Annotated in this window: 12 protein-coding genes; 1 reads left to right on the forward strand and 11 read right to left on the reverse strand. The window is 34.4% G+C overall.

All coding sequences use genetic code 11. The annotated features are described in order from the left end of the window. Window positions 1–89 precede the first annotated feature (89 nt). Window positions 90–1,718 (forward strand): OmpA family protein, encoded by a 1,629-nt coding sequence (locus MK119_RS02240; RefSeq protein ID WP_290670360.1) that lies wholly within the window; start codon window positions 90–92, stop codon window positions 1,716–1,718. A 60-nt stretch (window positions 1,719–1,778) separates the two neighbouring features. Here the strand turns inward: MK119_RS02240 and MK119_RS02245 are convergent, their stop codons facing one another. From MK119_RS02245 to MK119_RS02295, 11 genes are all read right to left on the reverse strand, one after another. Beyond that, a complete protein-coding gene (locus MK119_RS02245) occupies window positions 1,779–2,321 on the reverse strand; it encodes a hypothetical protein (RefSeq protein ID WP_290670363.1) in 543 nt (180 codons plus the stop codon). Between the two features lie 153 nt (window positions 2,322–2,474). Then, entirely contained in the window at window positions 2,475–3,752 is a 1,278-nt protein-coding gene (locus tag MK119_RS02250; RefSeq protein ID WP_290670366.1) for a serine hydrolase, read from the reverse strand. 118 nt (window positions 3,753–3,870) lie between these two features. Continuing rightward, a complete protein-coding gene (locus MK119_RS02255) occupies window positions 3,871–4,680 on the reverse strand; it encodes a LytTR family transcriptional regulator DNA-binding domain-containing protein (RefSeq protein WP_290670369.1) in 810 nt (269 codons plus the stop codon). A 2-nt stretch (window positions 4,681–4,682) separates the two neighbouring features. Beyond that, window positions 4,683–4,865 carry a hypothetical protein gene (locus MK119_RS02260; RefSeq protein ID WP_290670372.1) on the reverse strand — a complete coding sequence of 61 codons (183 nt, stop codon included), beginning with the start codon at window positions 4,863–4,865 and terminating at the stop codon, window positions 4,683–4,685. 9 nt (window positions 4,866–4,874) lie between these two features. Next, entirely contained in the window at window positions 4,875–6,107 is a 1,233-nt protein-coding gene (gene clpX / locus MK119_RS02265) for an ATP-dependent Clp protease ATP-binding subunit ClpX (RefSeq protein ID WP_290670375.1), read from the reverse strand. Window positions 6,108–6,136: 29 nt separating this feature from the next. Beyond that, a complete protein-coding gene (gene clpP / locus MK119_RS02270) occupies window positions 6,137–6,829 on the reverse strand; it encodes an ATP-dependent Clp endopeptidase proteolytic subunit ClpP (protein ID WP_290670378.1) in 693 nt (230 codons plus the stop codon). 77 nt (window positions 6,830–6,906) lie between these two features. Continuing rightward, window positions 6,907–8,235 (reverse strand): trigger factor, encoded by a 1,329-nt coding sequence (gene tig / locus MK119_RS02275; RefSeq protein WP_290670381.1) that lies wholly within the window; start codon window positions 8,233–8,235, stop codon window positions 6,907–6,909. Between the two features lie 228 nt (window positions 8,236–8,463). Further along, window positions 8,464–9,978: an SGNH/GDSL hydrolase family protein gene (locus MK119_RS02280; protein ID WP_290670384.1), complete on the reverse strand. Its 1,515-nt coding sequence runs from the start codon at window positions 9,976–9,978 to the stop codon at window positions 8,464–8,466. 19 nt (window positions 9,979–9,997) lie between these two features. After that, entirely contained in the window at window positions 9,998–11,251 is a 1,254-nt protein-coding gene (locus MK119_RS02285; RefSeq protein ID WP_290670387.1) for an outer membrane protein transport protein, read from the reverse strand. Window positions 11,252–11,378: 127 nt separating this feature from the next. Next, on the reverse strand, window positions 11,379–12,149 hold the full coding sequence (locus tag MK119_RS02290; protein ID WP_290670390.1) for an alpha/beta fold hydrolase: 771 nt from the start codon (window positions 12,147–12,149) through the stop codon (window positions 11,379–11,381). Next, window positions 12,146–12,865, reverse strand: coding sequence for a pyridoxine 5'-phosphate synthase (locus tag MK119_RS02295; RefSeq protein ID WP_290670393.1), 720 nt, complete (start codon window positions 12,863–12,865; stop codon window positions 12,146–12,148). Before MK119_RS02295 ends, MK119_RS02290 begins: the two co-directional genes overlap by 4 nt. Window positions 12,866–12,940 lie beyond the last annotated feature (75 nt).

Below are 12,940 nucleotides of genomic sequence, written 5' to 3' on the forward strand. Positions count from 1 at the left end.
CATTTATCTAAAAAAATGCAAGGAACTAAAATGCTACTTTATCTTTGTATTATCAGATTATTAACAATACTTACAATACTAATTCTAAAATGAGAAAGTTTACATTAGCGGTGCTAACTTTAGCACTGTTCACAGTAACTTTCGCAACTGCACAAGGGCCAGAGGCAGAAGCGATTGAGACTAGTGAAACCTACAGCAATGTAGCAGCAGCAAGCATGGAAAACCGAGCGATCAAAGCTTTAGATCCAAACGGATACATGTACGAATTCAAAAATCTTAACATTAACACTAAATACTCAGAGCATGCAACTGCATTCTTTAGAGATAAAGTGATTGTTTCTTCTGCAAAAAAAATTGGGGCATTTTTTGGTAAGAAAGACAAAAATACCAACACAGGGTTTCACAATTTATATTGTGGAGATTTAAATCAAAAAGGAGACATTAAAAACTTAGTGAGTTTTTCCAGAGCAATCAATACCAGAGAAAATCACGAAGGTTCAGTCGCTTTAACGAATGAGCAAAATGTTGTTTTCTTTACAAGAAGTGTTGAGGAAAACGGTCAGTACAATTTAAAAATATTCAGAGGAGAAATGCCAGAATACGAATGGATTAACTTTGAAATGTTACCATTTAACAAAGAAGGATACGCAATTGAAAACCCTGTTTTATCTCCAGATAACAAAACAATCTATTTTTCATCAAACATACCAGGTTCTATAGGTGGATATGATATCTTTTCTGTTACTATTAATGAGGATGGAACATATTCAGAGCCTAAGAACTTAGGAAGCGAAATCAACACTCATAAAGACGAAAGATTCCCTTACATCATGGGAGACAATAGCGCTTTATATTTCTCTTCTAACGGACACTATAACTTAGGAGGTTTGGATGTTTTTGAAAGTAAAATCGTAAACGGAAAATTCAATTTCCCTGTAAATATGGGTAGTTCGTTAAATAGTACAGAAGATGATTTCGGATTCATGATGGATCAAACAAATTCTGGTTTCTTTACTTCAAACCGTGCTGGCGGTAAAGGTGGAAATGATATTTACTATTTCAAGAGAGTTAAAACAACACAAGTTTTACAAGGAACAATTGTAGACTATAAAACAAATATGGTATTACCAAATGCTACTGTAACTGTAGTAGACGCGTACGGTCGTATTGTTGACAAAATTACAACAGATGAAAAAGGAATCTTTACAACAACTGTAATTCCTTATAATTCATATACATTAAACGCTTCTAAAGATGGATTCATTGGAACTGAAGAAGAGTTTGAATCATTCAGAGGAGACGATTACAAGCACAAGATGACAATTAAATTGCCACAAACTAAGGCTGAAATCGTAGTAGAGGAAGAAAAAATGATGATCAAAATTGAAAATATCTATTTTGATTACAACAAATGGGTTCTTAAAAATGAGTCTACATTGTCATTAAACAAGATTGTAGAGTTATTGAATGAGAATCCAGAAATGAAAATTGAAATCAACGCACACACTGACAACAGAGGTAGAGCAAGTTACAATACGAAGTTATCGAACAAGAGAGCTTCTGCTGCAAGAGCTTATCTATTATCTAAAGGAGTGGATGCTAGCCGTATGATTTCTAATGGATATGGAGAATCACAACCGCTAGAGGATTGTGGATCTAAATGTTCAGAGGCGCAACACGAGACAAACCGTAGAATCGAGTTCATTATCGTGGAGTAATTGTAAATAATACTGATATTGCCCAAAAAGGAACGCGTTTGCGTTCCTTTTTTTATTTTATTATGATTTGATTTTCATTTTTTGAAATAGCGATTTATCAAAAAATATAGTGATATGATCTTTCATTTCTACCGCCTTTTCATCAACTATTTCCATTGCTGAGATAATAACTTCACTATTACGTTCAAATGTAATAATCACATCTTGTGGATAAGCACATCTTCCTTCCTTCCCAACAAAACTCCAATAAGACCAATTTACTCTAATATTTTCAATTGCTATTCCTGCCAATGATCTCCAATAAAACGTATTCGTAACATTGTATTTACAAAATACTTCTATTGATAAAAATTCTTTTACGATACTTCCTCTTTCAAATTTCACATCAAATTGAGTAAATTCTTTTCCCCAAATAAAATAATATTGTTCTCTGTTCTCTGTTGTAAATTCAAGTCCAAAGTCCAAACAATGATACACACCTTCATCCCAAAGTGGCTCGTCATATTTTAACTCATAATAATTAACCTCAACGATTGATTCCCCCAATAAATGGTGAAGTTTCTTTTCATAATCTTTAATTCGAGTTTCTTGAGATGATATCAATTGCAGAATTTTATAGTTCATATAATTAAACCGATAGCATCAAATGATACTATCATGTAAAACTATGAATTGTTTTATATTATTTCTAATGATACAAAAAAGAAAAGCCCTTTTTACAGGACTTTATTGAGTTTATATATATCTAATGAAAAATTACTTTTTCACCACTAGCTTTTGCTTTGAAATAACTGTTGTTGCCTTTTTGGATAACATTTTCTTGTATCGTTCATTTCCAACATAAGTATAAATAAATTCTGAAAGATAGAACTGGTGATGTTTCCAATAATCACCCAAACGCACCACAATGATATTTTCTGTTGGATTTACATATACATGCTGCCCAAGGATTCCAAGTGCATTATAATCGTCTCCTTGAAAGTAGGATACATATTTACCATTTTTTAGCTTTTTTGTTCCTAAAAACTCTTTATTATTCGTTTTTGCATATGCGATTCCTTCTTCTTCCGTATCGAAAATATCATAATGCGAGCCTGTCCACCATTTATTTTTGTATCCAAAATGACTTCTGATCTTTTTTCCACTATCGGTTTTGGCAACCCAATCCGCTGGAACAATTTGCACACCATTATATTTTCCTCCATTTAAGTACAACCTTCCCAATTTTGCAAAGTCCTCAGCAGTTGCATTTAAACAACAGAACGATTTTACCATTTTCTTTCGTTTACTATCCACTGTCCAAGTTGCATCAGACTTCATTCCTAATGGTCTCCATAGTTTTTCAGATAAATATTCTTCTACTGAGATTTGCGTCACACGTTCTAGGATAACTCCTAATACTTGCGTATCAATACTTCTGTAGTTAAAACGCCCTGGCGCTTCTTCAATCGTCATTCCATATAATATCTTATCACGAATGTTAGTTCCATAATACAAGCGCGCCATTCCTGTAAAAGGATTTAATACTGGATATTCGTCAAACTTGATTCCGCTTTGCATATTTAACAAGTGTTTTACAGTGATTTTCTCAAAATCCCTGTCCTGCTTTAGCAATTCTGGTAAGTACGTTGTAATCGGCTCATTTTCGCTTAGCAAGCCTTCTCCTTGAGCAATTCCTACTAAAGCAGACACAAACGACTTTGCTACAGAAAAAGATGTGAGTAATGAATTTTCATTGTATTCATTAAAGTATCTTTCATAGATAATCGTATCGTTTTTGATCACCATAAAAGCATTTGTATTACTTCCTTGTAAGGTTTCATCTAAAAAAGAAGCCAATTCTGTATCGGTTTTAACAGCAAATATGAATTCATTTTCCCCTTTTTCTACTGCAACACTTGGTTGCCATTCATGGTCCGTAACATCAGCTTGCCCATGTACAACAGATCTGTATACCATCGTGCAACTTTCACAATAAAATGCTGTAATTACTAAAATTAAAAGGACTGAGATTTTGAGTATTGACTTTTTCATATTGAACTATTTTAATTGTTTTGACAGTTCAATATTCTAACATTCTCCAAGTGTTTACAACTATTTGTTGCGAATGAATCGTTTTGAGTGGTGAAAATTTTCTGTTATGGCGAACGGTTTATTCTGCGGGATTAATGAATTTTTCCACTAAGGTTTTTTTATAGGTTTTGGAAACTGGAATTTCTATAGTTTCAGGTTTCAAAATTAGAATTGTTTGCGAAGATTCTCGTTTCCATTCTAAGAAATGAATTGGATGTATTAAAAACGAACGATGTGTTTTTAGCAAAAATGGAAATTCTTTTTGCAAGACTGATATTTTGTTTCGAAAAAGTTCACTTTTCAGCTTTCCATCCAACAAATAAAAAACTCTTACATAGTTGTTCGCCGATTCTATAAAAACCAATTCCGATTCTTTAATATGCAAAACTTCCGCTTTATTTTCTCCTTTAATAACAATGGTGCTTTCTTTTGTTTCTGTTTTGGTTTCAACCACAGTTTTATCACCCATCATCCATCGCAAAAAAATCATTACAGGCAATACAAGAAACATGGTTGGAATGACACGTTGCGAAAAGAAGAACCCAAACTTGTAGGTGTTTGGTTCGTTTGGAAGCAAAACGAACTTAAAAAATAAGTAACTCGTAATTCCTGACAAGATTAGCAAAGAAAGAATCATTGCAGATTCATGCAACCAACTCCATGATTTACGGATGTTATACAAAAGATATTGCACAGGAATTAACAAACTATATGTTAGCACACCAACCACACTGTAGCCTAACGAAGCAAAAGTGCGTTCATTTGGTCGTAATTGATACATATCAAACGGCTCTACAAAGTAGAGGAATAGAAACAACCAAAGTCCAATAAAAAATCCAATCAATAACTGTTTTGGTATTGATTGGATATAAAAATTTTGTATTTGCATTTTTAACGCTTACTATGTTCTGTCTTGTTATGACTCTTACCAGATTGGAACGCTATTAAACCTCCAACTACACCAGAAATAGTCATTACAATTACCGTACTGAATGCTATCCAACCCAACAAATAGGCAAAAAGACCAACTCCAGCAGATACAGTTAAGGATGATATGATTACTTTATATATCATCAAACTATATTAAGACACTGCTTTCAATTTTTTAATTGCTACTTTCGATAGCTTTTTCTCAGCATATGTTTTTGTGATCTTTAACTCTTTTTCATCTGAACCTGGCAAGTCAAACATGGCATCTGTTAAGATGGTTTCACATAAAGAACGTAATCCACGTGCTCCAAGTTTGTACTGAATTGCTTTTTCTACGATAAATTCCAATGCGCCTTCTGTAATCTCAAACTCAATATTATCCATAGCGAATAATTTTTTGTATTGTTTGATAATTGCATTTTTAGGCTCTGTCAAAATTGCACGTACTGTACTAGCATCTAGCGGATTCATGTGTGTCAACACAGGCAAACGACCAATAATTTCAGGAATTAAACCAAAATCTTTTAAGTCTTTCGGAATGATATATTGTAACAAATTATCACTATCAATGACTTCTTCATCCTTGGAAGCACTATATCCTACTGCTTGCATGTTCAATCTTCGCGTAATAACCCTTTCGATCCCATCAAAAGCTCCACCTGCAATGAATAAGATATTTTCTGTATTTACTTCGATGAATTTTTGATCTGGATGTTTTCTTCCTCCTTTTGGTGGTACATTTACGACAGTTCCTTCTAGCAATTTCAACAAGGCTTGCTGTACTCCTTCTCCAGAAACATCACGTGTTATAGATGGATTGTCACTTTTACGAGCAATTTTATCAATCTCATCAATAAACACAATTCCGCGTTCTGCTTTTTCCAAGTTATAATCTGCCGCCTGCAATAGACGTGTTAGGATACTTTCTACATCTTCTCCTACATAACCTGCTTCCGTTAATACTGTAGCATCTACAATAGCTAACGGAACGTTTAGCATACGCGCAATGGTTTTTGCCATTAAGGTTTTTCCGGTACCTGTTTGCCCTACCATGATGATGTTACTTTTTTGAATTTCGATATCATCATTTGTTGGTGCTTGTAATAATCGTTTGTAGTGATTGTACACTGCTACCGACATTACTTTTTTTGTCGCTTCTTGTCCGATGATAAATTCGTCCAAAAATGCTTTAATTTGTTTTGGTTTACGAAGCACCAGTTCAGACGACAATTCATCATTGCTTGACTGTTTTGATTCTTCGAGTACAATTCCGTAGGCTTGCTCAATACATCTATCACAGATATGAGCATCCAAACCAGCAATCAACAGATTCGTTTCTGATTTTTTTCTCCCACAGAATGAACATTCTAATTCTTCTTTCGCCATTATTCCTTGTTGTTGACTTGTTCAGAGATTTATTCTCTCACAAGTATTTCGTCAATCATTCCGTATTCTTTTGCTTTATCAGCTTTCATCCAGTAATCTCTATCTGAGTCTTCGTATACTTTTTCGTAAGACTGTCCTGAATGCTTCGAAATGATTTTATATAATTCTTCTTTTAATATTAAGATTTCTCTTGCTGTAATTTCAATGTCACTAGCTTGTCCTTGAGCACCTCCTAATGGTTGGTGAATCATTACACGTGAGTGTGTTAATCCAGAACGTTTTCCTGCTTGACCAGCACATAATAAAACGGCTCCCATAGAAGCTGCCATTCCTGTACAGATTGTTGCTACGTCTGGCTTGATAAATTGCATGGTATCATAAATTCCCAACCCTGCATACACACTTCCCCCTGGAGAGTTGATGTAGATTTGAATGTCTTTTGTAGAATCTACACTTTCCATGAATAATAACTGTGCTTGTACAATATTTGCAACTTGATCGTCAATTCCAGTTCCTAAAAATATGATTCTATCCATCATTAAACGAGAGAAAACGTCCATTTGTGCTACATTAAGCTGGCGTTCTTCAATGATGTAAGGTGTCATTCCTACAGGATTCGTAAACGTTGATGGAGACATACGACTTACAATTTTGTCGTAATACATATTATTGATACCGTGATGTTTAGTCGCGTATTTATGAAATTCTTTCTTATAGTTCATCTCGTGTCTTGGTATTTTTTGATTAAAAAAGGCGTTAAAATATGATTTTAACGCCTTAAATATAAGTATTTTATTTCTTACTCGCTATCTCCGTAAACTTCTTTAACGAAGTTTTCGTAAGTAACTTCCTTAGTCTTCAAGTTTGCTTTTTCTTTGAAAAGATCTAATAGTTTTTGACTTAACAATTGATCTGTTAATCTACGAACTTCATCTTGGTTCGATAAAATTCTAGCAGCAATTCCTTCTAACTCTTCATCACTAGGATTCATTTGTCCGAATTGTGCCATTTGCACTTTGATCATTTGCTTTGCGAATTCTTTTAAATCTTCAAATTCAACTTTAACTTCGTTATCCTTTACCAATCTGTCTTGGATTAATTGGTAACGTAATCCTTTTTCAGATTTTGTGTATTCTTCTTCGGCTTGCTCTGGCGTTAATTCTTCCTCACCTGCAGATTGAATCCACTTTTTTAAGAAGTCAGCTGGTAAATCGAATTTTGTATTTTCGATTAAGCCTTCTGTTACATCGTTTAATAAACGCTGATCAGATTGCTGTACAAATTGTCTTTCCGCATCTTCTTTGATCTTCGCTTTTGCTTCTTCTAAATTAGCTACATTTCCTTCACCAAATAATTTATCAAATAATTCTTGGTTCAATTCTGCCAACTCTCTTGTGTTTGCTTCATTGATTTTGAAAGAAACTTCAATATCTAAACCTTCAGCATCTTCACTAGAAACTTTTAAGAAGTTCATTAAGTCAATATTCTCATTGAATAATCCTTTGGTCTTTAAAGTCAAAGTTTCACCAACCTTCGTTCCAACAAATTTGTTTAGATTTCTCTTTCCTTTGATTTTATCTAAACCAAAAGTAACGTTGTTTTCGATTTCTTTTTCTTCGTTTGTAAAGATTCCTGTTACTTCTGATTCTTCCGTAATTTCATCTTGACTGATCAATTTTCCATATTGCTTACGGATGTTCTCAATTTGACCATCAATCATTTTATCATCAGCAACAATATTATATTGTGTGATTGCATTTTCTTGTAAGTCAACATTAAATTCTGGCGCTAAACCTAATTCAAATTCAAAAGAAAAAGATTCTGCATCCCAATCAAACTCTTCTTGCATTCTTGGTAATGGATTTCCAAGAATATCCAACTTTTCTTCTACTAAGTACTTGTTTAAGCTTTCTTGCAAAAGTTTGTTTACCTCATCAACTAATACTGCTTTTCCGTACTGTTTTTTCACCAATCCTAAAGGAACATGTCCTTTTCTAAATCCTGGAATATTTGCAGTTTTCTTATAATCAGTTAAGATTTTAGTCACTTTATCATTGTAGTCTTCTTTCTCAATGTTTACTGTAACCACCGCATTAAGCGCATCTATATTTTCTATTGTTATATTCATCTTCTTATTTGTGATATGAAAATTGGGTTGCAAAAGTACATTATTTTTAAAAGCGAATCAAGTTTTTAAACAATTGTGTATCAGTTTATTTTTACTGCAATTACAGAAATATTTATATGTAATATTTACGAAGCATTTTTTTTACCTTGAAATTCATTTTGTTTGAAACTTTTAGGCATAAAAAAAGCACTGAGAAATCAGTGCTTTTCTAGATATATTTTTAAAATTTTAGTTCGTTGGAACTACAGTAACTCCTGGATAGTATCCTGCAGTTACTCTTGGTATATTTGCACCATATTTTTCATTAATTACTCTAATGAATTCATCTGCAACAATTGCATATCCTCTAGAGTTTGGATGCACACCATCTAGAGAAAATACTGCTGTAGAAATAGCATCGCTAGAACCATCAAAATAGTTATTCGTATAAATTTGTCCATCAGCAGTACGCAATCCTGAAACTAATTCTTCTAATTTTACTGCCATGTCTGCTACTGCCAAATCGTTTGCCGCTGCAATAGCAACAATTGAATTATTGTAAGCTGTTCTGGCATTTCTTACTAATTGAATTTCTGTAGCAGTCAATACCCAATTATCCGCTAAAGGAACTCCAACTCCATTCACAGAAGCAGGGTTTGAAGGATCAGCTAACGTTCCAATAAATCCAGAAGATGGCAATACCATTAAATCATCTGCCGTTGTCATTCTTAAATTTGGAATACCAGAACCTGTGAGGTTTGTTAGATCTTCATCAACAATAACCACTGCATTTTGACCTGCAGAGAAAGAAATTGTTCTTTGCGCTGCTTCTGCTGCCGTAATAAATCCATTTGCTAAAGCAAATTGCAATCCTCCATTATATGTTGTGTATGCATTGTTAGCAAATGCTGCAGTTTGCGCATCCATTGGGATTGGATTGTAAGGCACTGTTGTAAAGTAAGGAATAGATGTTACATCTGGCAATGTAGCTACAACTCCCTTTGCTCCGTTTGCAGTTAATGCATCAATTAAACCTTGGTAAGTAAATGCAAATACACCTGGATCAGTAATATCGTTAAAACCATATGACAATACATTAGGATTCCCAGTTTGATCTTCTCCAGCTCCTCCTGAGGTAGCAAACGATAAGATATCATTATTTCCTATCCAAAGAGAGAAAAATGTTGGATTTAAAGAAACTGCATCTCCAATCACTGTAGCATTTGGCTCCGTCGCATGTCTAATGTAATAAGGATTAGCTGCTCCAGTTGATAAGTTAGCTATATTTCCATATCCTGGTGCTCCTAAGTGGAACGATTTTGCTCCTGGAACTCCCATGTTGTTATATGCTGTTGCTTGCAAACTAGAAACCTCTGCTGTTGGTACTACGTTTAAATTTTCTGGACCACCTTGACTTGCATCAATTACTAAACGTGTTTCAAATCCTGGTAGTGGATTCCCAGCTAATAAAAATCCTCCTGAATCATTTACATCATCATCAAATGATGGTTGCGTAAATGTTCCTCCTCCTGCAAAGGCAAATTTTTCTGCCATGATGTTTGGAAATGAATTTTGCTGCCCGCTTCTAAACATAGTTCCATCCATGAAACCTGCAGTTAATGAGTTTCCTACCGCAACATACGTTGTTAAGTCTGCCGAACCACTTGAATAGGCTCCACTTTCGTCAATTGGATTATCAAATTCTGGTTCACAGGCAAATAATCCTAACGCTAATACTGCTAAATATTTTATATTGTTTTTCATCTTTTTCTGCTCTTTGATATTATAATTTGTATGATACTCCAATTCCTGCTACTAAGGCATTCGATTTATATTCTCCTCCAAACGAAACACGTTGTCCTGCCTCTACAAAACTGCCATACGAGTTTTGAACTTCATTTGAGTGCACATACAATACAGAGGCATCAATTGTCCATCTACTATTTAAATTATATGAAAATCCACCTGTAAAGTTAACTGAATCTGGTCTTGGTGTTTCTGGCGCAAAGAATCCATCTCTAATAGGAGATTCATCGTAATAGAATCCTGCTCTTACGGTTACTTTTTGAGTAGCATCGTATTGTGCACCAATTTTATAGATAGATGAATTTTTGTAATTTCTTGGGTTTCTAGATAATCCTGCTGCATTGAAGAATTGTACATCTAAAGATTTATATGCATCCCAAAATGTTCTGGTATAATCAAAAGCAATCAACCATTTCTCAGCTGGTTTAAAAGAAGCTCCAAACGTTAATTCTGCTGGCAAAGGCAATGATGCTGTAAAATCTCCGTCAGCAAAATCTGCTGCCAATGCGCCTGGTAAGTTTTCAAAATCTGCTGTTCCTTCACCTCTTTCAACATTCATGTCGATTTTTGAACGATAGTTAAATCCTAAATTGATATCTTCTGTTGGACGAAACATTGCTCCAATAGAATATCCCCAAGCGTTAATTCCTGAAGCATCAATAGTTACATTTGAACGATTTCCCCCTTCATCTGTTAAACTTCTTGATAGATTTCTGTTAAAGTTTACAGCTCCAGTTACATAGATTGGCCCACCTCCAACACTCAATTTATCAGAGAGTTTGATTGCCACTGTAGGCTGAACAAAAATTGCTGATAGCTCAATATTGTTTACTAAGTGAGATCCTTCCCAATCCGTTGGCCATTCTACTCTACTTCCATAAGGTGTATATACTGCTAAACCTACAGACAGCCAATCGTTAATTTTATATGCTCCATACGCATAAAATGGAGTTCCTACTGGATTATCAGCCTCCGCAGAGTATCCAAACTCTCTATTCTGATAAGATGTATTTGAAAGAACAGCAGCCGCTCCTAATGATACGTTAAGCTCCCCATCTAAATATACCAAACCTGCAGGATTGAAAAATGCTGATTCCGCACTTGTTACAACTGCAACTCCCGTATGCCCCATTGCTAATTGCTTATGACCTTGTACTCCGACTCTATATCCTCCAGCATACATTACCGAAGCCGAAAACGCGATGGTCAGTACCAATAATAGTTTCTTCATAATAAATAAAAATGTTGATTTAAGGTTAAATTTTTGTAAAATCAGAGCTTCAAAATTAGCATAAATTATGATAAATACAAGGATTATAGCAATTTATTATGCATTCATAGTAAATTTAAAACGATTCTTAAGAATTCAAAAAAAGCAAGGATTTTTCAAAAAATTCTTTTGGGTTTTCAGCATGCAACCAATGTCCTGCATTTGATATTTCTTGAATGATTGCTTTTGGAAAGTGTTGTTGAATCAGCTTTTCATCTCCTGTTAGAATATACTCTGACTTATCTCCTTTTAAGAACAATGTTTCCTTTTCATAGGAAGTAAAATTCTCAAGAGGCTCACCAACTTCTTCTACATTTTCAATCAATGCTTCTAAGTTAATTCGTAAGCCTAATGTTTTATCTTTTTGCCAATATAAATTTTTGAGTAAAAATTGACGGGTTCCAAAATTAGAGACATAATTTTCCATGATGGCTTCTGCGTCACTTCTTTTGGTAAGTGTTTCTTGCTGAATAGCAGACAAACCAGCTAAAATTTGTTCGTGATGTGTTGGGTAAAATTTCGGCCCGATGTCAACAACAATAAGTTTGTCTAACATTTCTGGATAATTTACCGCAAATAACATCGCTGTTTTTCCTCCCATAGAATGACCAACCAACGAGATATTTTCTAACTTGTGATGCTCACAATAACTTTTTAAATCTTCCGCAAGGAGTTCATAATTAAAATCATCCGAATGAAAACTACGTCCGTGATTTCGCTGATCAATTAAATGCGCTTGAAAACCTGAAGCGGCAAATTTCTTTCCCAATGTTTTCCAGTTATCGGACATTCCCAAGAAACCATGCAAAATTAGCAACGGCTTTCCTGAGTCGCCAATAATATTAGAGTGCAAAATCATACCTGTAACTTATTAAGATACATATTGACAACATTCTGGATTCCTAAGTATAAAGACTCCGAAATAAGCGCATGTCCGATAGAAACCTCAAGTAATCCTGGAATTTCTTTGGCAAAGAATGCTATGTTATCTAAACTTAAATCGTGACCTGCATTGACACCGATTCCTAATTCGTTTGAACGAGCTGCACAATCGATATAAGGTTGAATTGCGTTTTCGTTTCCTAAACTGTATTGATGTGCAAATTCTTCTGTATATAATTCAATACGATCGGTTCCAACGGCTTTGGCTCCATCGATCATTTCCAATACAGGATCTACAAAAATAGACGTACGAATTCCGTTTGCTTTAAATTCTGAAATCACTTCCGAAAGAAAGTCCTTGTGTTTAATGGTATCCCAACCCGCATTTGAAGTTATAGCGTCTACCGAATCGGGCACTAAGGTCACTTGTGTAGGTTTTACTTCTAAAACCAAATCCATAAACTTTTGAATTGGGTTTCCTTCTATATTATATTCTGTGTATACAATTGGTTTTAAATCGCGCGCATCTTGGTAACGAATGTGGCGTTCATCTGGACGTGGATGAATTGTGATTCCTTCTGCTCCATATTCCTGAACATCTTTTGCAAATTTTATCAAATTAGGAACATCGCCACCACGAGAATTTCGCAACGTAGCAATTTTATTAATGTTTACACTTAGTTTCGTTGTCATTGCGTTATATTTTTAAACTGAGCACAAAAATACAAACTTAGCATGCTTAGAAGTAGTTATTTTTAATTAATTTGC

It is taken from the genome of Kordia sp., from assembly GCF_022447245.1.
In the GTDB taxonomy this organism is placed as follows: domain Bacteria; phylum Bacteroidota; class Bacteroidia; order Flavobacteriales; family Flavobacteriaceae; genus Kordia.